The 24,770-nt window shown below is 48.5% G+C and carries 18 protein-coding genes, 1 tRNA gene, 1 pseudogene and 1 riboswitch; of the genes and pseudogenes, 7 read left to right on the top strand and 13 right to left on the bottom strand.

Annotation, left to right across the window (positions count from 1 at the left end; translation table 11 throughout):
* Nucleotides 1-30: 30 nt before the first annotated feature.
* The 3 genes from bchI to H6F90_RS25520 all read left to right on the top strand — a co-directional run bounded on the left by bchI (nucleotide 31) and on the right by H6F90_RS25520 (nucleotide 2,071).
* A complete protein-coding gene (gene bchI / locus H6F90_RS25530) occupies nucleotides 31-1,161 on the top strand; it encodes a magnesium chelatase ATPase subunit I (RefSeq protein WP_190554873.1) in 1,131 nt (376 codons plus the stop codon).
* 22 nt (nucleotides 1,162-1,183) lie between these two features.
* A complete protein-coding gene (gene ruvC, locus H6F90_RS25525; RefSeq protein WP_190433440.1) occupies nucleotides 1,184-1,663 on the top strand; it encodes a crossover junction endodeoxyribonuclease RuvC in 480 nt (159 codons plus the stop codon).
* Nucleotides 1,664-1,807: 144 nt separating this feature from the next.
* Entirely contained in the window at nucleotides 1,808-2,071 is a 264-nt protein-coding gene (locus tag H6F90_RS25520) for a hypothetical protein (protein ID WP_190433439.1), read from the top strand.
* Nucleotides 2,072-2,165: 94 nt separating this feature from the next.
* On the opposite strand, the gene H6F90_RS25515 is transcribed toward H6F90_RS25520, so the two are convergent.
* The 5 genes from H6F90_RS25515 to H6F90_RS25495 form a co-directional block, all read right to left on the bottom strand.
* Nucleotides 2,166-2,238: transfer RNA gene (locus H6F90_RS25515), tRNA-Met, on the bottom strand.
* 189 nt (nucleotides 2,239-2,427) lie between these two features.
* Nucleotides 2,428-4,812: a peptidoglycan DD-metalloendopeptidase family protein gene (locus H6F90_RS25510; RefSeq protein ID WP_190554872.1), complete on the bottom strand. Its 2,385-nt coding sequence runs from the start codon at nucleotides 4,810-4,812 to the stop codon at nucleotides 2,428-2,430.
* A gap of 795 nt (nucleotides 4,813-5,607) precedes the next feature.
* Complete coding sequence (locus tag H6F90_RS25505; RefSeq protein WP_190554871.1) at nucleotides 5,608-6,087, bottom strand: tRNA (cytidine(34)-2'-O)-methyltransferase; 480 nt, start codon at nucleotides 6,085-6,087, stop codon at nucleotides 5,608-5,610.
* Between the two features lie 347 nt (nucleotides 6,088-6,434).
* Entirely contained in the window at nucleotides 6,435-7,586 is a 1,152-nt protein-coding gene (gene gshA / locus H6F90_RS25500) for a glutamate--cysteine ligase (protein WP_190554870.1), read from the bottom strand.
* A 135-nt stretch (nucleotides 7,587-7,721) separates the two neighbouring features.
* Nucleotides 7,722-7,937 carry a hypothetical protein gene (locus H6F90_RS25495; RefSeq protein ID WP_190433432.1) on the bottom strand — a complete coding sequence of 72 codons (216 nt, stop codon included), beginning with the start codon at nucleotides 7,935-7,937 and terminating at the stop codon, nucleotides 7,722-7,724.
* 323 nt (nucleotides 7,938-8,260) lie between these two features.
* Here H6F90_RS25495 and H6F90_RS30250 point away from each other — a divergent pair, with 323 nt between their 5' ends.
* Nucleotides 8,261-9,748 carry a CAP domain-containing protein gene (locus tag H6F90_RS30250; RefSeq protein ID WP_199296175.1) on the top strand — a complete coding sequence of 496 codons (1,488 nt, stop codon included), beginning with the start codon at nucleotides 8,261-8,263 and terminating at the stop codon, nucleotides 9,746-9,748.
* A gap of 52 nt (nucleotides 9,749-9,800) precedes the next feature.
* On the opposite strand, the gene bchH is transcribed toward H6F90_RS30250, so the two are convergent.
* Complete coding sequence (gene bchH / locus H6F90_RS25485) at nucleotides 9,801-13,598, bottom strand: magnesium chelatase subunit H (RefSeq protein WP_190554869.1); 3,798 nt, start codon at nucleotides 13,596-13,598, stop codon at nucleotides 9,801-9,803.
* A gap of 205 nt (nucleotides 13,599-13,803) precedes the next feature.
* Between bchH and H6F90_RS25480 the strand changes: the two genes are divergently transcribed.
* The 3 genes from H6F90_RS25480 to H6F90_RS25470 all read left to right on the top strand — a co-directional run bounded on the left by H6F90_RS25480 (nucleotide 13,804) and on the right by H6F90_RS25470 (nucleotide 17,126).
* On the top strand, nucleotides 13,804-14,880 hold the full coding sequence (locus tag H6F90_RS25480; RefSeq protein WP_190554868.1) for a peptidoglycan-binding protein: 1,077 nt from the start codon (nucleotides 13,804-13,806) through the stop codon (nucleotides 14,878-14,880).
* Between the two features lie 327 nt (nucleotides 14,881-15,207).
* Complete coding sequence (locus tag H6F90_RS25475; protein WP_190554867.1) at nucleotides 15,208-16,404, top strand: tetratricopeptide repeat protein; 1,197 nt, start codon at nucleotides 15,208-15,210, stop codon at nucleotides 16,402-16,404.
* 177 nt (nucleotides 16,405-16,581) lie between these two features.
* Nucleotides 16,582-16,676, top strand: a riboswitch (Glutamine riboswitch).
* A gap of 42 nt (nucleotides 16,677-16,718) precedes the next feature.
* On the top strand, nucleotides 16,719-17,126 hold the full coding sequence (locus H6F90_RS25470) for a DUF4278 domain-containing protein (protein ID WP_190554866.1): 408 nt from the start codon (nucleotides 16,719-16,721) through the stop codon (nucleotides 17,124-17,126).
* Between the two features lie 67 nt (nucleotides 17,127-17,193).
* Here H6F90_RS25470 and H6F90_RS25465 read toward each other — a convergent pair whose 3' ends face one another.
* The 7 genes and pseudogenes from H6F90_RS25465 to H6F90_RS25435 form a co-directional block, all read right to left on the bottom strand.
* Nucleotides 17,194-17,916 (bottom strand): J domain-containing protein, encoded by a 723-nt coding sequence (locus tag H6F90_RS25465; RefSeq protein ID WP_190554865.1) that lies wholly within the window; start codon nucleotides 17,914-17,916, stop codon nucleotides 17,194-17,196.
* Between the two features lie 61 nt (nucleotides 17,917-17,977).
* A complete protein-coding gene (gene cysK, locus H6F90_RS25460) occupies nucleotides 17,978-18,940 on the bottom strand; it encodes a cysteine synthase A (RefSeq protein ID WP_190554864.1) in 963 nt (320 codons plus the stop codon).
* A 169-nt stretch (nucleotides 18,941-19,109) separates the two neighbouring features.
* Nucleotides 19,110-19,547 (bottom strand): Rrf2 family transcriptional regulator, encoded by a 438-nt coding sequence (locus tag H6F90_RS25455; RefSeq protein WP_190433415.1) that lies wholly within the window; start codon nucleotides 19,545-19,547, stop codon nucleotides 19,110-19,112.
* Between the two features lie 155 nt (nucleotides 19,548-19,702).
* On the bottom strand, nucleotides 19,703-21,349 hold the full coding sequence (locus H6F90_RS25450) for an iron uptake porin (protein WP_190554863.1): 1,647 nt from the start codon (nucleotides 21,347-21,349) through the stop codon (nucleotides 19,703-19,705).
* A 263-nt stretch (nucleotides 21,350-21,612) separates the two neighbouring features.
* Nucleotides 21,613-23,400, bottom strand: a complete 1,788-nt coding sequence (locus tag H6F90_RS25445; RefSeq protein ID WP_190554862.1) for an iron uptake porin — start codon at nucleotides 23,398-23,400, stop codon at nucleotides 21,613-21,615.
* A 326-nt stretch (nucleotides 23,401-23,726) separates the two neighbouring features.
* Nucleotides 23,727-24,005, bottom strand: coding sequence for a 4a-hydroxytetrahydrobiopterin dehydratase (locus H6F90_RS25440; protein WP_190554861.1), 279 nt, complete (start codon nucleotides 24,003-24,005; stop codon nucleotides 23,727-23,729).
* Nucleotides 24,006-24,626: 621 nt separating this feature from the next.
* Nucleotides 24,627-24,770 (bottom strand): annotated as a pseudogene (locus tag H6F90_RS25435) (photosystem II protein D2); the annotation flags it as partial.

Here is a 24,770-nt window from a genome sequence, read left to right as displayed (position 1 = left end):
ATCAAATATTCTTAAGATCTAGGTAATCCTGTGAGTCTGACTGCCCAAGCTAGCCCAAATTCAAAATCAGCTACTCGCCGCCTGGTGTTTCCCTTCACAGCCATTGTGGGTCAGGAGGAAATGAAACTGGCCCTGCTGCTGAACGTAATTGACCCTAAGATTGGCGGTGTCATGATCATGGGCGATCGCGGCACAGGTAAATCCACCACCATTCGTGCCTTGGCTGACCTGCTACCTGAAATTGAAGTAGTAGCAGACGACCCCTTCAACAGCCACCCCATCGATCCGGAGCTGATGAGCGATGCCGTCAAACAACTGGTAGAGCAGCAGGGTGGTGTTAAAGTTGCCCAGAAAAAAGTCATCATGGTTGACTTGCCGCTTGGTGCGACTGAAGACCGAGTTTGTGGCACGATCGACATCGAAAAAGCCTTGTCAGAAGGGGTAAAAGCGTTTGAACCTGGCCTGTTGGCCAAGGCAAACCGAGGCATCCTGTATGTCGATGAAGTTAACCTGCTGGATGACCACTTGGTAGACGTACTCCTCGACTCTGCCGCCTCTGGTTGGAACACAGTTGAGCGGGAAGGTATTTCGATTCGACACCCAGCTCGTTTCGTGTTGGTTGGTTCCGGGAACCCAGAAGAAGGCGAACTCCGCCCCCAACTGCTCGATCGCTTCGGAATGCACGCGGAGATTCGCACCGTCAAGGAGCCATCTCTACGGGTGCAAATCGTCGAGCAACGCACTGAGTTTGACCAAAACCCTCAAGCTTTCCTAGAGCAATATCAGACGCAGCAAGATGAGCTACAAGAGCGCTTAGTGGGAGCGCAAGAACGCCTCAAATCTGTCAGCATGGACTACGATCTGCGCGTGAATATCTCTCAGGTTTGCTCTGAGTTGGATGTAGATGGTCTCCGAGGTGATATTGTCACCAATCGGGCTGCCAAAGCGATCGCAGCTTTGGAAGGTCGCACCGAAGTCACTGTCGATGACATTCGCCGAGTTGTCACGCTCTGCCTGCGTCACCGCCTCCGCAAAGACCCTCTAGAATCCATTGATTCTGGCTACAAAGTGGAAAAAGTGTTTAATCGCGTATTCGGCTTAGAAGAGGCAGAAACTGAAGCGGTGGCTGCGACTAACGGCACTGGAGCCAGAGCTCGCTAAACTAGAGGCTCGCTAAACGACAATGGAAAAACGTGTCCTAGGCTTAGACCCCGGATTGGCGATCCTAGGCTTTGGCATTATTTTGGGTAGGGACGAGGGTAACCACGCTCCTACCCTGCTTGATTTTGGGGTGATCCAAACTCCAGCTCATACAGAAATGGGCGATCGCCTCTGCACCATTTATGACGACCTGCATACGCTGCTAAACGAATGGCAACCCGATCTAGTGGCGATCGAAAAGCTGTTTTTCTACCGCATGGGCAACACGATCGCCGTTGCTCAAGCCCGTGGCGTGTTGATGTTGGTCCTAGCGCAGCACAAAGTACCTTTTGTGGAATTTACTCCAGCTCAGATCAAGCAGGCTTTAACGGGCTACGGTGGAGCCGACAAGCAAGAGGTGCAGCAAGCCGTGGCACGGGAACTTAACTTAGATGCCATCCCTAGACCCGATGATGCGGCAGACGGCCTAGCAGTGGCCTTAACGGCTTGGTTTCAGCGCTGATGACACGTCTTTGTAGATTCAGAGTTGAGTGAGGTTCTGTGACCCTTCCGGAGGTAGATGTAAGCAGTTATAGAAGCGCCGTAAGGTTATGGGCGATAAAACAATGCAAATTCAAACTAATTTATTCCCTGTTGTTAAACGATCATGCAGGAAAAGCTTTTAATATCTCCTAAGCAAAAAGAAGAGTTATTCCATACCGAACTAGTCAAGCATGGAGTTCCTTTTTACAAAGCTGCAAAAGTAGCCAATATTTTAGTTTCTGCGCCCTCAGATGAGACTTTGACGGAGGAAGAGATTCAGCTAGCCAAAGATGCTTGCAGAGAGTGGCTAAAGCAGCGTAAACGTCTTGATTTGGTGCTGCGGACTGTAGAAACTGTTAACCTAAACAGGAATAAGCGCAGCAGCTGAACAGCATCAAGGTCTAAAGCGATCGCCAGCTTATTGCCAGAAGCGATCGCTTTAGTACAAAGAAAAATTTGCCTTAATTTAAACTTTTCTAGAATGGCTCAGGCGGGATTTGAACCTGCGACCTTGGGCTTATGAGTCCCCTGCTCTAACCACTGAGCTACTGAGCCGAGCTGCATCCATCAGTGCTGACTGATTTCGCTTTATTAAAATAGCATAAAAAAGTTAGCGATCGCTATCCTTATCTGAAAAAAAATCTAAAAAATATAGGCTAGCGGTTACAGATATAAAAGCAATCGGGGAAGCCAAAGACCTCCCCGATGCTCGATTTCGATTAGATTAAGTAACGCTTGAGCTGATTAGCGGCTAGCGAGGTACTTCATCGGGTTCACAGCACCTTGCCCAGCAGCATGGAGCTCGAAGTGGGAGTGAGGACCTGTGCTATAGCCAGTGCTACCCATTTCGGCAATTTGCTGACCTTGGTCAACTTGCTGGCCTGAACGCACCAAAATTCGGTTGTTGTGAGCGTAGAGAGTAACGCTACCGTCGGGATGCTGAATCTCGACTAAGTTGCCGTACCCGCCCTCATTCCAACCAGCAGTGATCACAACACCAGAAGCTGCTGCCACAACAGGAGTTCCTACAGGAGCCGCAATGTCGATTCCTTTGTGCATCCGACCCCAGCGCCAGCCATAACCTGAGCTTAAAACTCCCTTCGCGGGCCAAATATAACCCTTAAAGCTAGCTGCGTTTTCTGGCAGATAGCGATCGGCTGCTGCCAAAGGTGGCAAATCAGGGGACACGGTTTGTCCCACTAAAGGCTTCACTAGAGGATCATAGGAGTCTGAACCTAGGGGAGCTGCCGCAACCAACTTTTGGCTAGCTTCTGGTTTAACCGTACTAGACGCTGTAGGAGCTGAAGATTGCCCAGACTGACGCTTTTGCTGTAGCGTCCGAATTTCGGCTTGTAGAGCTTCCGTGTAGCGGCTAGGGCTGAATTCTGGATTGACCTGCCGAGCGGTTACAGGGCTAGCGTTAGTCTTCTGAGATGGAGCAGCGCTAATAGAAGGCACGGTCTTCAGCACATTGGCCTGAGTAGCAGTGGCTTTAGATGACCCAGTAGCTCGGTACTTCTCACGCAACTTGATAATCTCGGATTTCAAGTTGTTGATGTAAGGGCTGTTGCTTTCGTCTGGGTTAAACGAGGCTCCTGAGCTGCTTGGTTTCTCAGAGAAAGGTGCATTGCTCAGTGGAGCTGTTGCTACCTTGGTACCCTCTTGGCCTTCAGCTGCCTTCTCCGTAGCGATCGCTTGCTTGGGTACTGCTGCGATCGTGCCTCGGAATTCAGCGGATTTAGCGCCAGCAGCAGAGGTGCTAGGTAGGCTAGCTCCCACAACTGGAATGGTGGGAACAGAAACACCACTGGTCGAAGCGACTAAGGTTGGTGCCGTTCCGTTGGCGACATCAGCCGTAGTAGCGACTTGGAAAGTGCCCTCTTTGACTTGAGGAATTGTGAGCACCTGATTAACTCGGATGTAGTTCGGATCGCTGATTCGGTTGGCTTGAATCAGTTCTGCTCTAGAAATGCCATGATTCCGAGCGATCGCATCCAAGGTGTCCCCAGGGCCAACCCGATAAGCGCTTTGCTCAACCGCTGTTGGAACCTGAGGCTCACTCATGGCCTCCGGAATCACTACAGGGCTGGGGGCGGGAACTACCTGAGGCTCGATAATGACTTGAGTCTCAGCTTCTGGTTTCAAAGCTTTCGTGCCCTGAGCGGTCGCTACTACAGAGCTGGACTCATTGGTTTTGGACTCAATTACCTTAGGCTCCAGAGTCGGAGTAGGTACTTGAGCAAGTTCAGCGAGGGTGACCACTGGTTTTGCTTGTGGTACTTCGGTCGCTGCAACAACTTGAGGCTCTTGAGGTTGCGTTTTTTGAGCCACCTCTGCGGTTACCAATGGAGTTTCAGGAGATGCAGTGGCAGTTACTTGGCTTGCTGCACCATCGACATCAGACTCCTCAGCGAAAGCTGTAGCAACCTGATTGCTATTAACTAAACTTTGACCTTCCTCAGACCGTAACTCCGCCAGACTATTTTTCAGCTCATCTCGCTTTTGCTTTAAGCGATCGAGAGCAATGTCTTGCTGTTCCTTCAAAACCTCAGCTTGATCTACAGAAGCAATGCTGGGTTCGTTTACTTGTAGCTCAGCCGTGGGATCAAGCGTGGGGCTTGACTCTAGCTGGGATGAAGCAACCTCGTAAGAGGTGGAAGTAGAGGAGACAGAAGGAATCTGTAGAGTCTGACCAACCTCTAGGGTGGTGCTAGGGGCGATACCATTAGCGGTAGCGATCGCGGTAGCATCAACTTGATAGAGTCGAGCAATTTGCCACAGGGTCTGGCCTGGTTGCACACTGTGCTTGATAGCAGAAGACTCTGGCACAGGCAGTGTAGCTGCTGGCTCGATTTCTGGGGTAGCTGAGAGAGCTGCAACTTCGTAAGCCGGAACGGTTGCAACCGATGGTTCAACAGTCAACGGTTCTGCTGCCACAGCTCGATCGTTTTGCCGAGGCAGTAATAAACTGGACGCACCCATCGAGATTGCTAATCCAATCATGGCAGCAGAGGTGCAAGCCTTACGATTGACCTCGGTTGGCCCCTGCTTGCTTTGTTCATCAGCCACATCACTTCCTGGTGTGTGGGAAAGAACAGACTTGACCTTCTGCGGAAATGCTCGTTTCAAAGAACGACCTCCTAATGACCAGCGCTTAACTGTCCTCAATTCACTCGATCCGTCGTCAGTCAATGATGCAAATCACATTGAAAACAGACGAAGATCACTGACGGCAATTACACCTAGGCAAGATTACCCTGCTTTTTTGGTTTAGACAAGCTTACACTACTTAACAAAAAATTCAAGAGTCGATTTTTGAGTCCAGCTCAAGGGGTTTTGCTGTCTCAGAAATTGAGTTGCAGTTTCTCTTGAAGAGCTAATCAAACTGAAGTTTAACGCACTTCTCTCATTTGCTAAATCAAGTGCAGATTTCAGATTACTTGCCCAAAAACTAGTGTTTGTCATTGCGTCAGTAACGGTTTTTTTCAGCCGTCTCAGAGCTGGGGTACAGGATTCAACTTAACTACAGACGTGACTCTACGTGAAGTTTTGGTGAACATCAACCGTGGAATCATGCACCCAGATTAAGGTAACTAAAAATTTGGGATTTAGGTTCCCAAGAGCAAACCCGTCTGTTTTGATCGCTACAGCAGTTTTCGGATGGAACAGGATAAGACCATGACAAAGTGATCAAAATTCACAGCGTAGATTGGGTGATCTCATCGAATTTTTTATAGGAATTTCTTATTGCTTCCGGATAGATTTTGTATTTTGTGCGACGAAATAATTTTATCCAACTGTAACTGCCTACCACAGAACTACTTTCTGATTTTCCATTTCTAATAGAGAGTTGAGTCACTGAATATAAATGACTACTCAATCGCAATATAAGAATTAAGCGATCGCCTACCTAAAATGAACTTGTCAAGGCTGATCAGACTTAACGCTAAGATCACCCAATTGACGGCGGGCTTCAAATAAACCAACGGCTGCACTCACGGACAAGTTAAGGCTACGAACGTGAGGCTGCCCCATAGGAATATAGAGTACTTGATCACACATGTCTAAAACTTCTGCGGGCAGACCTTGAGTTTCACTGCCAAACAGCAGCCAATCATCGGCTTGATATTGGCATTCAATATAACTACAGCTTCCTCTAGCGCTAAAGCCTAACCAGCGGCCTCCTTTAGGTCGGGAGTAAGCCTGAAAAATCTCAACAGAACCGTGATAGTGCAGCTTAACGTAGGGCCAATAGTCCAGACCTGCTCGCTTCAGATAGCGATCGGTGATTTCAAAGCCTAGAGGAGCCACTAAATGCAGTTCTGTACCCGTAGCAGCGCAAGTTCTGGCGATATTGCCCGTATTTTGGGGGATTTGGGGATGAACTAAGACAACTTGGGGCATAAAGAGTAATTCGTGCTGATACCACTCGCTGAAAACACAAAAAAGTCTACCTTTTGGTAGACGAACCTATATATTTTTTTAATAGTTCCAGAAAAAAAGCAAGGTGATTAAAGATCCTGATCAATCAATTCACTCATGATTCGGATCTTCGATAGTTTAATACCCCTGTTTTGGCATTCAGGGCTACAAACAATTTCTTTTGGTCTTCAGCCAGGATTATTTTGCTAAAAGAAGAATCTCTAAATCTGGCAGTCCTGGCTTTTAGAAGCTGAAATGTTCCTTGATCAATTACTACGGTGAAAAATTAAAGGAGCTAAGTTCAGAGCTGCAATGCCTCAGGTAAATAACTACGCGGCGATAGGCTGGCATAACTCAAGTTCTAAAGCTCGCTCCTGCTCTGCCATTGCTTGAATAGCTTGACCAATGACTGTGCGGCTATCTATACCTGATTCATGCAGCTTCAGCCATTGTTGCGCTTCATTACCTTCTCGTAAGATTTTTTTCAGCGGTAGGAGAAAGCAGCTAAATCCCTGCTGTTTAGCGATCGCCCATACTTCTTGATAGAGCTGCTCAATCCAATCTCTAGCCAAAATTGTTCTGCCGTCTTGCCAGTGTCTCAGTTCTGCATCTAGGCTGTTTCGAGATACCGCAGCTTCGTTGGCATTCGTCAGTTCAATTAAATCTTCAGCGCGAGTTGTAGCGGGTAAGGTGCTGGCTGTGAGCGGATCAAGATTGGGGTCAGCAATGAGTTGTTGCAGGCGAGCTTCTAAGAGCGCGGTAATGGCTAGCAGAGCGATCGGATCGGAAACTAAATCACAAATTCTGAGTTCCAGGCGATTGAGATTATAAGGACGGCGGTCGCCATTCGGTCGGACAGAATCCCAAAGGTGCCGTACATTTTGCATCGTACCTGCTACGAGCTGAGCCTCCGTCCACTGAATGAAATGAGCATGACTCTCAAACAGAGGCACATGAGCGGGAGTTTTAGGAAAGAGTCCCCAACGAGTAGAGTGGTAGCCTGTCGCCTGACCATCTAAAAAAGGAGAGGACGCACTGAGGGCCAGGTATAGAGGAGCTTCTAATCGAATCAAGCGGCAAGCTCGCATCAACAGCTCTGGCTCAGCAATGCCGATGTTGATATGGATACTGGCTGTGACGACCTTAGTGCCATAAGTGCGCTCAATATAGCCGTGATAAGGATTGCCTGGATCGGAGCGGCAGAAGCGATCGCTCCCTCCCAAAGACAAAGTGCTACCAGGTAGCAGGGTATAGTCTCCCAACTGCTTGAGATAGCGTCGTAGTGCCACGCGAGGACGCACTAAGTCACAGAGTAAGCGCTCATAGCGGCACAAGGGAGCAGTGGTGTACTCAACATTGCGGCTATCAGGCTCGCGCACAAACCCATCTAAGGTTGCCACAATCTTGTCGGACAATCCCACGATGTCGCCCTGGGGGGTTCCTGTGTACAGCTCTACTTCAAAACCTTTTGATAGCAGCACGGCTTTTCCTCAATGGAGCTAGGCAGTCTTCTTTATCTAGTATCAAGGAAAGCGGAGAAATGCAGCGATACCTAGCTAAAAACAGCAATTTGTACGGTAGAGCCGCTGACTATTCCGCTCTACCGCAAATTACGATTATTTTGCATCCTCGGAAGGGCTAGGACCACGCTCAAGAGCCGCAGGATTGGTCTCTTCTTCTCCCTGGCCTTGGGCATCAAAAGGATAACCTTCTGGTTGGTCAAGGATTGCTTGAGGGTCTACTCCTGGATTACTCGCATCATCCATGACACCGTTAGCATTTGTATTAGGTTTGATCGAAGCGCCTTTGTGGCTAGCATGACCGCCGGGCATAAATGTTTCCTCAAGTAAAACAATTTTGGTATGCCCCAGCTTAGACTCGGTCTGCCTGAGGAATCCCTATCTCAGGGCTTAAATGTAGTTAGGCGAACAGGATAACCTTTTTACTAACGTACTAAGTAGAAAAAGTGCTGTTGATTTATTTTGGCAAAAACTTATTCGATATCAGCTAGAGCTTGGCTTGTCGAAGTCTTTACAAGATTTCTCTACTTGCTATGAAATTAATGAACGTAGTAAAAATCACAAATATTTATTAAAGGGTTACTGATATAGTGCTGAGCAGATTTTCTCGTAACTCAGCATTATTGGGGTCAGCTATGCGTCATTGGGGTTACTTAGGTACGACAGCACCTCTCAGCGGGTTAGTAGCACTTGCCGCAGCGACACCTGCCTTGTTAATCCTTGGGCAATTCATCCCAGCGATTGCTGAAACTCCTTTCCAAGTCTTACCGAACACCCCTACGCATCTTGCTCAAGCGCTTCCTAGCTCAACTGCTCTAGCTCCAGAAGTGCTAGCAGAAATTAACCGCGTTCGTACCAATCCCACGGGCTATGCAACCTGGCTAGAAGGTTTAAGCCAATACTATGGCGGTCAAGTTTTAGCCTTACCCGGAGAAGATCCAATCCGCACTCGTGAAGGTGTGGGAGCTTTGCAGGAGGCGATCGCTACTCTGCAAACCATGCCACCGATGGCCCTATCAGCAGGAATGTCCCAGGCTGCTGAAGATCATGTAGCTGATACGGGTGCTCAGGGTGTGGTAGGTAGCGTTGGCACTGATGGCAGCAGTCTAAGCGATCGCGCTAAACGTTATGGCACCTTTAAAGGTGGATTTGTCGAGCTTCTCAGCTACGGGAAAAAAACATCTGCTGCTGTAGTTTTGCAGTTGGTCATTAATGATGGCGACCCCAATCGAGGTTTGCGAGGAGAATTGCTTAATCCGAAGAATCGCTTCATCGGTATAGCCTGTGGCCCTCATGCCAGCAGAGGCGCAATGTGTGTGATTGAGTCGTCAACGGAATATGCAGAGAAATCTGGAACAGTTGCAACATCCAAGGCTCAACCCGCAACAAACCCTAAGCACAATAATGCTTCCCAAGGGCAGTCAGCCAAGACAACACCAAAACCAGTAGCGCAGGTAGATAAGGCGATCGCGGCTCCAACGAAGCCAAAAACAAAATCTCAAGCTGTTGCCAAGACACTTCCTGCTTCGACCCCAACGACGCTTGGGTTTCCACAGAGCTATCTATCGCCAGAAGAGCAAGCAATTTTTGAGGAAACCAATAGAGTTCGATCGAATCCTGCTACCTATGCTGTTGAGCTAGAAAATTTGAGGCAATATTTTGAGGGCAAACTGCTGAAGCTGCCAGGGCAAACTCCGATGGAGACGGAAGAGGGTGTCAGCGCTGTGGAGGAAGCAATCCAAGCCCTGAAAGCTACTAAACCAATGTCCGTTTTGAGTTTCTCTAAAGGAATGTCTTTGGGGGCAAAAGACCATGTGAACGATTTAGGGCCTGCTGGAAAAGCTGGACACTATGGCACTGATGGCAGCAAGCCAGACAAGCGGATTAGTCGCTATGGTGCCTGGAAAGGACTGACAGGCGAAAACATCAGTTACAGCCCAATGAATCCTGCAAAGTGGCATGTCATCCAACTGTTGATCGATGATGGAGTCAAAGATCGCGGCCACCGCAAAGCCATTCTCAAACCCGATTACCGCATGACAGGGGTAGCCTGTGGTTCTCACGCTGTCTACACGACTATGTGTGTGATGGAGTATGCCACTGAATATCAAGAAGGACGCTAAAGGTTGAGAGGAGCGATCGCGCTTTGGAGAGATAGAGGGGCAATCGCACGCATTAAACCTTTATCCCCTCCAGTTCTTCGTCAGTGAGTTCATAGAGTTGACGGAGTTGGGCGAGTTTGTTGGGGTCTGGGTTCCAGAAACCACGACCGTTGGCTTCTAGCATCCGGGCAACGATGTTGCGGAAAGATTCGGGGTTGGCTTGGCGGAGTTTTTCGGCCATCTCAGCGTCAAGAGCGTAGGTATCGGCGGCTTGGTCGTAGACCCAGGATTCTTGGAAGTCGGCGGTGCCAGCCCAACCAATCAGAGCGGTCATGCGTTGGGAGATTTCAAACGCACCACCAGAACCTTGATTTGCCATTGCTTCTGCCCACTTAGGGTTGAGGAGTTTGGTGCGGTATTCTAGCCGCAACAGATCCTCTAAACTTCGAGGGGTACTGTCTTTCGAGAAACTTTCCACAAAGCTTGTGGTGACTTTCTTGCCCCGTTTTTGTTCGGCAGCTCGTTTCAAGCCGCCCGTGTTGGCGTAGTACTCTTGAATGTCGGTGAGGCCGTATTCTAAAGAGTCAATTTCTTGAACCACGCGCTCGGTGGTTTTCAGTAGCGTGTCAAGAATTTCGGGACGGGCTTGGCCCTTGTCTTGGCGACCATAACTAAATGTGTTGCGATCGCGCCAGGTATCCCCTAGTTCATCCCCTGATTCCCAATTACCATCCACCACGCGATCGTTGACTAAGGAACCAAAGTCTCCGGCTGGATTGGAGAACAAACGGGCGGAGGCATTTTCGACACCTTGGGCTTGCAAGGCAATCGCGTGTTTGCGAATAAAGTTTTGGTCTTCGGGTTCGTCGGCTTCAGCGGCGCGACGGAACAAGTCATCGAGCAGTTCAATAATGTTGACGAAGCTATCGCGGAAAATGCCAGAGAGGTTAGCGAGTACGTCAATACGGGGATGACCGACTTCGGCTAAAGGCTTGAGTTCGTAGCGGACAATCCGACCCGTGCCTTCTTTAACGGGCTCGGCTCCGACGAGTTCTAGCAAGATACCCAGTGATTCGCCTTTGGTTTTGATCGCATCTAATCCCCAGAGCATCACGGCGACGGTTTCAGGGTAGGCGTGGTGTTCTTGGAGATGTTGGGCAATGATTTGTTGGGCGATCGCTCGGCCTCGTTCATAGGCAGCAGGTGAAGGCATCCGGTAGGGGTCGAGGGCGTGGATGTTGCGGCCTGTGGGCAAGACACCAGGGCCATCCCGCAGCAAGTCACCACCGGGAGCGGGAGGAATATATTCCCCGTTTAAGCCTCGCAATAAGTTGATTAGCTCATCGGAGGTTTGGGCCAATAAGTCTCGAACTTGTACCGCTGCTTCGAGTTTGGGAGTTTTGCCGTTGAGGTCAAATTGTTGGGTCAGCGATTTGAGGTCAGCACCAACAGAAACTTGAGCGATTGCCTGTTCTGGCAATTCTTTGCCTAAATAAGCGTTCAAGTAGCCTTCTATGATTTCAGCGTTCGGCACTTCTCCTAACGTATGCAGCCCCGTGGAGAAGAGGCGGTTTTCTAAAACTTGCAGATACTCGTACAGCTTTAGCAGGTAGCGATTGAACACCTCAGCGCTGAAGAGTTTGGCGTTTTCGGGAGTGAGGGAGATACCCAGCTTCCTCGCTGCGTCGCAAGGACAGTCGGCATCTAAGCCAGTGTCACCAATCTTTTTCAGGATCGCTTCCTTGAGCACGTAGTTTTTGGTGGGGTCTTCGCGATATTCGGCGATTAAGTCCCGTAGCGTCACCAATTCTTTGTAGAGTCCGGCGCGACCATACGGTGGCACATTATGAGAAATCAGTACGCCGTAGCCCCGCCGCTTTGCCAAAATCGACTCAGACGGATTGTTCGCTGCATATATATATAGATTGGGCAGGTTGCCCAGGAGAATATCTGACCAAGAATAGCCTGTATTGCCTAGGGGCGAACCTGGCAGCCACTCCACGGTGCCATGCATCCCGAAGTGGACGATCGCGTTAGCTTGAAAGTCGTGTTGTAACCACTGGTAGAAAGCGGCGTACTGCGGGTGGGGTGTGAGGTCGCGCTCAAACATCAGACGCATGGGGTCGCCTTGGATGCCGAGTGGGGGCTGTACCCCAATCCAAATATTGCCGAGTTGAATGCCACCTAAGCAGAACTGATTGCCACAGGTTTTAATGCCGCTATCCGTCAGCGACTTCCACTGTTTCTCAATGCGGCTAGTTTTTAGGAAGCCCAGCCATTTCTCTAGTTGGCGATCGCTCACCAAGGTAATTGGAGTATCCTCCTGATCGCTAAAGACTTCATCGGCGGCTTTGACCTGACGAATTAGTTCCTCGCCATCTTCCGGCAAGTCCCCGACCGTATAACCTTGGTCTTTCAAAGCTTGCAGGAATTTCAGCAGCGATCGCGGCACATTCAATAAAGCAGCCGTGCCAACAGCACCATATCCGGGTGGAAAGCCATAGAGAATGATGGCTAGCTTGCGATCGCTGGGTGAAGTGCGTCTCAGTTCAATCCAGCGTTTCAAGCGTCCCGTTAAGCGTTGGACTCGCTCAGGAATTAGATAAATGTCTTCACCGACCAAACCACCCAACGGCACCGGATCGATCGCACCATCAAGTTCTGGTAAGGAATACAGCACCACACTTTGCAGCCCACCAATTCCCTGCCGCGTCCAAGAATGAATATCTTGAATCAGTAAGGGAGCCGCGACGATATAGGGGACATTTTTGGCACTGAGAATCCGCTTCGCCACTTCTACCTGTCGTCCTGCTTCCATCGAGCCAGCAGGACCACCCACTAACGGGAAGCCAATTGTAGAAACGATCGCATCCACTGCTACAGCCTCTTTAGAGAGGGATAACGTTTCGGTATTGCCTTGCGATCGCTGGGCTTGCTCGTAAGCAGTTGTCATCCAGTCTCTTACGGCTACATGCCCTTCTACTCCATTGATGAAAATTGGCAGCGGAATTAAACCTGCCTGCTCAAAGTGGCGAATCAATTGTGGAATGTAAGGTTGTTTGGTGACAACGTGTTTGCGATACAGCAGGATGCCAACAACAGGGAGAGTAGCGTTTGTAGGAACGGGTTTTGTAGAGAAAGAATTGCTAGCCGAAGATTCGGTGCTAAACCCACCCTTACTGGAAGGGATAGATCCGCGATCGCGATACCAATCTAGATATTGTTTGGGAGACTCGAAATAACCTACATAGTCAGGATGCAACAGCCCCATATTTGGAGTTTCGATCGGGGCAGGAATTTCACCGATCGCCAAACCGAGATATTTTTCCGCGATCGTCCAGAACATCGACGCTACGTTCTCTGGGCCGCCTGCGTTCCAGTATCCGTAAATAATCAGCCAATTGCGTAAATCTTGAACTTTTTGAATCGGGACAAATTTGAGGAGTTTCGGCCCCACTTTCAAAAAGCTGAGGTAGCCTGCGAGTTTGTCTTCTTCCTTGCCGCTGCCAAATTTGTCGAGAATAAACTTGACAGGCTTGGGCATACCTTTAGGTTTGTCGCCAATGGCGAATTCTCCCAACTTGGTCAGGCTCATCAATTCCAGCGCCGACTCAAACACCAAACGGATCGGAATTTGCTGCACGCGATCGCGCAACCACAACACTTGGTCGTAGTCGAACAACAAGCTACCAAAGAAGACATCTGCCCCTTCAAGCGCCGCTGTGATCGCTTCTGCTTGGGTGGTGAGGTCGCGATCGCTAAACACAGAGATCTCTAACTCTGGACAACGAGCTTGCGCCAGTTGAGCAGCTTTGCGGTACAGGTCCGCATTAAAAGACTCAAACCCAGCCATCAATACAATGCGTTGCATGCCCAAAGTTAACCAGTGAACTCCTCCCCTTGATCATAAAAGCCCTATTCAGTTTGAGGTTGATTAAGTAGAGCCGTTCTAGGGGAATTCGCGATCGCTTGTGATCAATTTTTAATCGTCTGAAGTTTTATCAAAGGAGTGCAGTAGAGTTGAACGCATATTTATAGATGACAACCTTTGGATTGCCTAGCGTCCGGTGAAATTTATGACATTTAATATTGCTGCTTTAGGATTACCTGTACTCCAGAGCGGGTCTGAAGGGCCAGCAGTGGGGGCTTGGCAAAGCTTTCTCAAAGGAGCCCAGTTTGCGCTCGGAGCAGTAGATGAAGACTTCGGTGCGTTAACCGATACGGCAACTCGCAACTATCAACAAAAAAATAATCTGCCTGTCACAGGAGTCGTGGACAAGGCTACTTATGCTCTAGCACTCCAGCAAGGCCTGTTATTTAAAGTGCCGAATTTCTCTGCTTCTCTGCTGCTGGATTACCTCAACTTTGGCATAGCTGAGGTCAAGGATTTGCAAAAGAGCCTCAACGCGATCGTCCAACTGAATCCTCCCCTCACCGTGGATGGCGATTTTGGAGCTTTGAGCAGCAAAGGCTTAGCCCAAATCTATAAACAAAGGGATGTCCGGTTTCGCGATGACTTGCAACAGCGGTTAGCAGCCACGACCCAGCAAAAACTGGGGACAGATCTCAATGCGGCGATCGCTTTGATTGATGACTATGCCAAAAAGTTGCGCTTTCGCTTGAGCGGACCCCATTGGGTGAAGTTTTTCTTGGCAACTAATTCTATAGAGGATTTAGCTTCGCCGTTTCGACAGCGGGTTCAGGCCTTTGAGAAAGCCTTGCGAGTAGCAGGGGCAAAAATGGAGATTACTAATACGCTGCGTCCCCCAGAGCGAGCTTACCTGATGCATTTTGCGGCCAAAATTAGCCGCTCTCAAATTCGGCCTCAAGATGTGACCACCATGTTGGGGGTAGATATTGACTGGGTACATTACACCAATGCTGGCTCTGTGCAAGCGGCTCAGCAAATGATTGATGCTTACGGCATTGGTACTAACCCTGTAGCTTTGCGATCGCTGCATACGCAAGGCTTGGCGATCGATTGGTTCATTAGTTGGGAAGGGACACTGCAAATTAGAGACAGCAGCGGTCAACTAGTGAGTATTGCTGCTCCTCGCGATGGCGAGAATCCCGCTTTGATGAAAGTCGGAGCTTCTTATGGAGTGTATAAGCTGCTAGGCGACCCGCCGCACTGGTCGGTCAACGGCGGCTAGACCGCAGAGATAAATTAAGTCAGAAATAAATCAGCTGTTAATCCGAAACCGAAATAACCATTAAAACTTTAGTCAATCTAGCTAAAGTATGTTTCGTATGCGGATGCTTTAAATTGTTCCTATACCCTAAGATAGATGACACTGGTTTCACCAAACTGAAAGGGCACTTCAAAGGCTGCATTGAGTATGTAAAATTACGGGAATGGGTCACTCACTATAAAGTGCCCTCAATCTCAGCCATACTATTGCATCGCTCCTCTACATCCCTGACAGGCAAAGCTGAAGGCAGTAATGTCAGCTCACCTAATCTCCCCTGGAAGCGCATTAATGGAGAAGTCTTCAAGTCCTGTACAGGCATGGGAACAGCACCGCAACCAAGCGATCGCTTGCTACGGTAAAAATCAATTTCGAGAATACCTAACCCTCTCTGAGCAAAACCTGGAATTAGCCAGAACTTTGGGTGACATGCCCAAGGAAGCGATCGCTCTGAATCAAGTCGGGTTAGCGCATATTCGGTTGTGGCAACCGCAGCAAGCTTTGCAATTTCTTCAGCAAGCTTTAGTGCTGCAACGCGCCTTAGGCCAACCCCAATTGGAAGTCCAAGGAGAGTGTTTTCCGCAAACCGTGGTTTTACCTTTGTTTGGCCAAGCGACCACGCTCAACAATATTGGCTCTGTTTATAGCCAGCTAGGAGAACCCCAACGAGCTTTAGAGTTTTTCAACCAAGCTCTTGCGATCTTTCGAGAATTGGGCGATCGCCGAGTTGAGGCAGTTACCTTGAACAGCATTGCCTTGGCTTACATTCGCTTGGGTCAGCCGAAGCAAGCTTTACTGTTATGCAACCAAATCCTACCGATCCGGCGTGAGTTGGGTGATCGCGCTGGAGAAGCAGCAACGCTGAATAATGTCGGCTTGATTTACAGTGACTTGGGTCAGCCCCGCAAAGCATTGCAATATTTCAAGCAAGCACTCCTAATTCAAAAGGAATTAGGCGATCGCACTGGAGAAGCGACAGCCCTCAACAACATTGGCTCTGTCTATAGCGATTTGGGTGAGCCTCAGCGAGCTTTGCTGATTCACAATCAAATTTTGCTGATTCGACAAGACTTGGGCGATCGCTTTGGCGAAGCTACCACACTTAATAACATTGGCTTTGCCTATCGCGATGCAGGTCAGTTACACCAAGCTTTAGATCTCTATCACCAAGCCCTTGCAATTCGGGAAACCCTAGGCGATCGCCCAGGGCAAGCCACCACCCTCAACAATATTGGCTTTGCCTACCGAGACCTGAAACAACCTCAGCGATCTTTGGATTTTTACAATCGAGCCTTGATCCTCTACCGAGAATTAGAGGATCGCCCAGGTGAGATTACAACTTTGGCGAATATTGGGGCAATTTGGGCAGAATTGGAGCAGTCAGACTGGGCCAAAGACTTCTATCAAGAAGCCCAGACACTGGCAGAAAAAATTGGCAATCTTTTCTTACTCGATTGGATTCAGGTGCTCAGAGCAGCCAATCCCTAACCGGACTCAGCAGAGGCATGGTGACACATGCCTCTATGGCTACCACCGATACTGTCTCTAGTTATACCGACTTGCTCTATGCCTAAGGCTAGTGGCAGGTCAGCACTTATAATTAATAAAATTTACTAAAGAATCACATTTGGTGCCTAGTCTGTAAATTAAGATACAGAATATAGTTACGTTCATCTCTCTTGGTGTCTCATTTATTGCTGAGTTGGCTATTTCGCCATCGAGAGGGACGGAAGTAGGGAGCCATCCCGAAGGAACGCGCCTCATCCTAACCCCATTAAGCAACGAAGTTAGAGGCGAAAAGCATGAGACTGTCATACCGTGGTGCTCAATACGAGTCTGAGCTACCTACCTTTCAGATGATGGAAGGAGATGTCGTAGGAAAATATCGTGGACAAAACCTGCGGCTGCAATATCCTTATCCGAAGCACATTCCCGTGCCTCAAACTCCTTTGGACCTAAAGTATCGAGGCGTTGCCTACTCCACTCATCGCCCAATGCAAGTGGAAGATTTGATTGCATCCCAGTCCGTAACGGCTGCTAGTCAAGTAAACCCTGTGCAAAATGTACGACAGCGAGTACTGAAGGAAGTTGAAGAGACGCATCGGACAAATATTTACCGTAGCCTAGAGCGACGCTTGCAAGTTGCTAAAAATCTAGGAGATCAAAGGTTGATCGGTATGTTAGAGTCTGAACTCCAACAAATCGTTTAACCAATTTTGATCCGAATCAATCAGAGCCTGGAGTGTGCAGCTTCAGGCTTTTTTAGTGGGTGCTCCATCAAGCCAGGTTCTTGATCGCAGCCTGAGCTTCTCGGCGTAACCCTGTAGCAATCCTGAATAACTCCTGCCCCGTGTGTAAGTAGTGGTCGTCGTAATTGAATGTAAACCGCTCTAGCTCTTCTAAACCGTCACTCACCTGGTTTAAGCAGTGATAGAGATGCGCCGCTACACCCGCTACGTTAGGAGGATTGGGCATGGAGCGAAAAGTTCTCTGAGCTTGGCTCAAATCAGTATGGGAATCTTCCAAATACTCTTGGAATCCTTCCATCAATTCATCATCAAAAGGATCAGCTGATAGCTCATCTATTTCTTCAGCTAAAGCTCTGAGAATTCGAGATAGCAGTCGATTCACAGGTGCATAAACCTGATTTAGCCATAGCTGTAGGTGTTCATCCGCCGCTTGGCCAGTGGGGTACTGTTCTCGATAACGCTTCTGTACTTCGGCAGCTCGTCTTTGGCGATCGCCAGGAGACATTCCCTCAGTGTCAAACCTGGTGCCGTATAACCGATGAGCTAGCTCTTGATCATAAGACTGACGACGCTGCGGATCGCTAAGAACTTCATAAGCGGCGTTGATCCGACTAATCTGCTCGTGGTCAGTGACAGCCCGATTACTATCTGGATGAAATTGCTTCGCTAGGCGGCGATAGGCTTGCTTAATTTCTACCTGAGTCGCCGCCTGAGGAATATCCAGCGTGTCGTAGTGATTGGAATTTCCCATAGGGCTATTTTAGCTTGTAGCCCTACATTGCTTGGGATGTAACTGGAGCCAAAAAAACAGCTCAAGTGGCTGCTGTCGAGAGACTGGGTTCCAAGTCTTGAAATAGGGGTGTGCTCAAGTAGCGCTCTCCAAAGCTCGGTTGCACCATGACGATTAAGCGTCCTGCATTTTCCGGTCGCTTGCCAATCTGAATTGCTGCGTAGAGAGCCGCTCCACTAGAAATTCCTGACAACAAACCTTCTTCGCGAGCTAAACGGCGACCATAAGCGATCGCATCCTCATCAGCAACTGCAACCACTTCATCAATCAGGTCAACTTTGAGGACTTGAGGTACAAAGCCAGCCCCAATACCCTGAATTTTGTGTGGACCTGGTTTGCCTCCAGACAAAATAGCACTATTAACCGGCTCCACCGCGATCGCCTTAAAACTGGGTTTGCGCTGTTTAATCACTTCTGCGACACCAGTCAAAGTACCACCTGTACCAATCCCAGACACTAGGAAATCTATTTCGCCATCTGTGTCCTGCCAAATTTCTTCTGCGGTGGTTTCCCGATGAATTTGAGGGTTCGCAGGATTGCGAAACTGCTGCAACATATAGGCATTGGGTGTAGAGTCAACAATCTGTTGCGCTCGGCGAATGCAACCACCCATCCCTTCAATACCAGGTGTCAGCTCTAATTCCGCTCCATAGGCTCGCAGCATGGCTCGTCGCTCCGAGCTCATGGTTTCTGGCATGGTCAAAACTAATCGATACCCTTTAGCGGCAGCTACCATCGCCAAAGCAATACCCGTATTTCCCGAAGTTGGCTCAACTAAAATAGTTTTGCCCGGTGTAATTAATCCTTCCCGTTCTGCTGCGTTGATCATATTGACGCCAATCCGATCCTTCACAGACGACGCCGGGTTCATGCCCTCCATTTTGACCACAATGCGAGCTAGGCATCCCTCGGCTTGAGGAACACGGTTGAGTTGCACTAGAGGAGTGTGACCAACCAATTCTGTAACATCATGAGCGATACGCATGGCTTGACTCTGGGGTTGACGTAGGAGTGGACTGAAGGACTGAAGTAGAAAGAGCAAATATTAGCAGTGCTAACCTGGATAACTCAGCAAAGCAATATTCTTGACTAAAGCTTGAATTAAGCTTTTGGCTTTATTGCCTGAAGTAAGCAATAAGAGCTTCTGTAGAGTTTTAGATGTAATACATAATGTCCAATTGCTGCCGCGAATCTCGCCGTTCAGCCAAGTCTTGAAGGGTATAGCCGTGGAGCACAGCGTCAGCAGCCTGCCGCGATTCTTGCCAAATGTCCCAGATGACTGAACTTTCCACGGTTTTGGTTGTAGAACCATTCTCCATGGGTTGAGTGTCCAGCCCTTCAATGCAGTTTAAGGCCTCTAAAAGTGTAATCTTCCAAGGTTCACGAGCCAGTAAGTAACCTCCCTTGGCTCCTCTTTGACTGCGAACTAGGCCACAACGTCTAAGGGTTGCTAACAATTGTTCCAGGTAGCGATCGGGAATGTTTTGCTGAGCTGCAATCTGCCGAATCTGTAAAGGCTCACTACTACCGTAATGAGCTGCTAGTTCCAACAAAGCTAGCAAGGCATATTCACTTTTACACGAGAGTTCCACAAGCAAAGTAGGAATAGAGAGCGACTAACAAGGCTTAATATTCTTACATTATACCCCGGTTCTCCAGTGGGGTTTAGAGGTTTAAGTAATTGCAATAAAAAGGCCCCGCATATCAGCGAGGCCACTCAAAAGAATTTCAGCCTACCCAGGAATTACTAGAACTTAAAGGTAGTCCGAAGCGTACCAACATAGATGGTATCGTTAGCATCGTTGTGCTCAGGATTAAAGATCACAAGCAAACCAGGAGTGATGTCGATATTGTCGTTGACAGGATAACGATACAGCGCCTCTAGATGGAGAGAGGTGTCGGCATCGTCAGCGCGATTGCCATCAACATCGGTTAGCTTAGGTGGCATACCAACAATGACACCAAGCAGTGACCCTTCTTTACCTAAGTCAGTGAAACCTACATTCGCTGCCCAGTTCCAGATTTCTGCATCGCTACCCTCAAGCGCACCAGCTTGGGCATGAGCTTCAGTGTAGCCAACCCAACCCCCTAGAGAGATTTTAGAACCAAGACGGAAGTTAGCTTCAACGCCAAAGTTGTCAGTTGCAGTGGCAACGTTACCAAAAGGTCTTCTCGCAAGGCGGCTACCTGTTGAAGAAGTGACGTTAACTAGTGGTACCAGCTCACCGTTTTCATCAAGTTCGACTCCAAATCCTGGGTCGTAGGCCCGAACATAGGTAAACCCTAAACTCAGGGCCTCAAAAGGACGGAACGCAACTTGAGCCAATGCTGCATTAGGACCGTCAAATAATCCTGCCTTTTCACTAGGAGTTTGAGGATTATCTGCTAGGTAACCCAGTGATACAGACACTGCTTTACCAAAACCGGTGTTTACAGTAAGACCTGCTCCACCCGACCCTTGGCGGTAAATTGGGTTGAAGCGCCCAAACCGAGAGATCGAACCACTACCACTGCTGGTAAACAGGGGGTTAATGGTGTCGATGTTCTCATAGAACTCAGCACCTGTAGCGTCAAGAATAACGTTCGTGTTGTCTCCTAGAGGGAAGCGGTAGAACAACTTTTGAATGTTAACATCATTTTCTCCTTCACCATCAAAGCCCAAACGGGTCATGTTGGTGCCAGTTCTATCAGTGCCGTATTCGGGCACGTTAACTGCTTGCAAACGAGTTCTTAGGCGATCCTTACCAGTAAAGCTAGTATCTAGGTTGAGACGAACGCGATCGCTCAGAGCAGTTTCGTCATCTAGCTCTGCACCACCTGGCCCTTGATCACCAAAAGCATTGGTGACAGCGAAAATAGCTTCTCCAGTGAGCTTGGTAGTGGTGGAGAACTGGTTCGCTTCTAGTTCAGCCGTGCGAGCTTCCAATGCATCTACCCGACCACGCAACGTAGCGAGTTCAGCAGAGAACTCCTCTTGCAACCGCTGTAGAGTCGCTAAATCTTCTTTGCTAACCAGGTCAGCGGTACCTGCCGCAATCAATTCATTGATCCGGTCTAAGCAAGAATTAACACCAGCTGCAAACTCATAACGAGTCAGGGCGCGATTACCCCGATAGGTGCCATCAGGATAGCCAGCGATACAGCCATACCGCTCAACCAAGGATTGCAATGCTTGGAAAGCCCAATCAGTAGGTTGGACGTCAGAGAGCTGAGATACTGAAGTAACCTGAGCCAGCCCGTTATCGCTGGTTTCTACAGCGATGGGTTGATCCAGAGAAGATACAGAGGTAGGGGCAGTCGGTGCTTCAGAAGCGATCGCAGAAAGAGAAGCGACCAAGGTAGCACCCAAAACTGCTGGAGCAATCAATAAAGAATTCCAGAAAATTTTAGACATCAACTTCCACGTCCTCACACCAAATTAGAACGGTCTCAGTAGACCAAGCAGAACTCTAAGAGCAAAATTAGCACTCTTAGATTGATTTTTATGTTCTTTAAAGCACATCCACACTTAGAGACCACTTAATCTAAGTAGCCTATCTAAGTACTCTACCACTAAAGGTAGATTAGTAAAGTTTGGAAGAAGACATAAAAAAGCCCCACTAGCAGTGGGGCCGAATCATTAGCTGATTAAGAGAATGAAAACTTCTCTTCTTCGGCTTAGAACTTGAAAGTGGTTCTTACAGTACCGATGAGGATGTCATCGTTAGCTTCGTTTTGACCAGGAGCCGTAATCCAGATTACACCTGGGGTAACGGAGATGTTGTCATTCAACTGGTACTTGTAGAAACCTTCTAGGTGCAGGGAGGTGTCATCTTCGACATCATTGTTCTTGCTACCCAAGTAAGGTTCAACACCAGCAACTAGGCCGAGGAGGTTGCCCTTCTTACCAAAGTCAGGCAGAGCCAAACCTAAACCGTAGTACCAAACATCACGGCTATTTTCCTGTAGGTTGATCACATTGGTGTAACCGAAGAAGCCGTTGATAGCCAAGGCATTACTAACCTTAAACGAGGCTTGCGCACCATAGGAGTTGGTAACTCTGGGGCCACCATCAGATCCACCACCGTTTGCCAGGGCATTACCTGTGACGGTTTGGGTAGCGCTACCCAAGTTGAAAATAGGTGTTCCGGTGTTGTGATAACCGTGAACATAGGTTAAGCCCAACTCCAGATTGTCGCCAGGGGAGAAGGTTAACTGACCCAGAGCAGCATAGTTACCATCGAACAAGCCGTTCTTCTCAGAGGGGTTAGCAGCATCAGGACCACCTAGGTAGCCAAGGCTAAGAGCGATAGCATCACCAAATTTGGTGTTGATACCGACACCTGCTCCTCCACCAATCCGGTAGATGGGGCTTTCTTGACCAAAGGCAGAGAGCGCACCATTACCGCCGTCATAGTCTTCTAAGTAGGGATTGGTAGTGCTGTAAACATAGTCACTGTGAATTCCACCCGTACCTGCTAGGTAGACATTGATATTGTCTCCTAGAGGGAAGTAGTAAGACAGCCAGTCTAGAACGATGTCATTGTTGCCAGTGTTACCGATGTTAAACTGCTGTGTTCCCTCAGCTGTAACGGTGTCAGGAACGCCATTGTTGTCGAAGTCTGTTGAGAAACCAGTTGCATTACCAGCAGCGAGACGGGTGTGGAGGACATCTCTACCTGTGAAGCTGCTTTGCAAGTCTAGACGAACCCGATCTTGCAGAACAGGGTTGTTAGAAAGATTTTGGTTGAACTCATCGGTGACTGCAAAAATTGCTTCACCAACTAGCTTGGTAGTGGTGGAGAACTGATTAGCCTCCAATTCAGCCGTGCGAGCTTCTAGGGCATCTACACGGCCCCGGAGAGTGGCTAGCTCGGCAGAGAACTCTTCTTGCAGGCGTTGTAGGGTAGCTAGGTCTTCCTTGGTAACTAGGTCAGCAGTACCAGCCGCAATGAGTTCGTTAACGCGGTCCATGCAGGAATTCAGACCAGCTGCAAACTCATAACGAGTCATTGCCCGGTTGCCACGGTAGGTACCATCGGGATAACCAGCAATACAGCCATACCGCTCAACCAAGGATTGCAGTGCTTGGAAAGCCCAATCGGTGGGTTGAACGTCAGATAGCTGAGAAACAGAGGTAACTTGAGCAACAGAATTCTGTTTGCCCTCGTTGGTGTACTTGTTAACTTGATCGAGGGAAGAAGTGTTGGCTGGAACTTGCGCAATCTGAGTAGGCGCTTGCGCTTGGCTAGGAACAGTCGCAAAAACGGGGCTTACTTCTGCTTCTGGAGCTGCTGGCTGAGCAGAAACAGCTACGGGAGCCAAATCTTGAGCTGCTGTAACTTGGGGTTGAGCTGCTTCAGCAACTACTCCAGCTTCTGCGGCGATCGCACCTGAAGAAACTGCTAAAACGGTACCCAAGAGCGCAGGGCTAACCAATAATGATTTCCACAGAATCTTTGACATTCTTTTTATTCTCCTCACACCTGCTGTAGGACGACTAAGCTAAGCCATCTATCTACTAGTCTACGATAGAGACTCACGACGTTTCGTAATTGTTCCCAAGTATTTTGAAATTAGATCTACCAGATCTCTCAAAATGGTTGAACAAGGACCTCGATCGTGTGTCTTAGCTTACAGTTTTAGCAAAAACCAGCGGATTCTTCAATTCAACGTTAACTTTATCAGCCGAAAATTGTCGAGAACTTTTGAAGATTCCCTAACTTGATATGGGAAGACGCCTAGGCAGCTATGAATTACTACTAAAAAATATAAGCAGTTAAGACGGTAGATTAAATGCGAGAAATCTGTTGAGCTAGATCAAAATCCTTCTGAGTCAGCCCACCTGAGTCATGAGTTGTTAGGGTGATTATGACTTTGTTGTAGGAGATTTCCAGGTCTGGATGATGACACGCTGTTTCAGCCGGCTCAACCAATTTATTCACAAAAGCGATCGCCTCAACAAAATTTTTGAACTTACGAACAGACTGAAGAGTTTTTCCCTCAACGGCCCAACCAGAAAGTAGATGAGCCTGTGCTTGAATCTCTGCTTGGCTTAGTAGTGGAGCCATACCTAACTCCTCGTAATGAGAAATTTGCTAGTTTTCAATAAAACCGCTCTAAGATTTTAGACAAGTTAAACAAAAGATTTACTTCAGCAAAGTCGGGTTATGTGTCGCTGCGTTCCAAACTTTGCAATACTAAGCTGCGATCGCAAAAACTTAGATCTAAAAAACTAAATAACCCTTTAAAAAACTATCCGCTCTCACTAGGTAGGCGCTTTGAGAAACTCATTGCAGCCGTAGAGTGAGAGCGGTGTAGCGGGTCTTCAGATTGAAACCAGACTGCCGGGAGGGACTCCCTGTCAGCCTAGTAACTAAAGTTACTCAGTTTTTCTAGAGACTAGATCAACTGTGGCTAACTGTTAGAGAACAGCCCCGGCGCGCAGCCGGCTAACTTCAACCTGACGACCCAGGCATTTACTACTATCTTGCATGGGCATCACCTCCTTTGGTCCCTAAGCGGATTAATTCTTAGAAGGCAGAGCTTAAAGCTCCGGGTGCATTCACCTTTAGCTAAGATAACACACGAATTCAGAGATGTGTGTCTACAAAAAAGCCCTTATCTAATTAAAGATAAGGGCTTCGGTTTAGCTAGACCAAAAACGGCTCAGCTAGCATTCAGAAACACAATTACAGAGCATTACCACGAGGTAGTACTTCTTCAGGGAAGACAAAGTTTTCGTGTGGCTGATCTTGAGGTGCCATCCAAGCGCGGATGCCCTCGTTCAGCAAGATGTTCTTCGTGTAGAACGTCTCAAATTCAGGGTCCTCCGC

Source organism: Trichocoleus sp. FACHB-591, from assembly GCF_014695845.1.
In the GTDB taxonomy this organism is placed as follows: Bacteria; Cyanobacteriota; Cyanobacteriia; order FACHB-46; family FACHB-46; genus Trichocoleus.
This window is presented reverse-complemented; position numbering and strand designations above follow the sequence as displayed.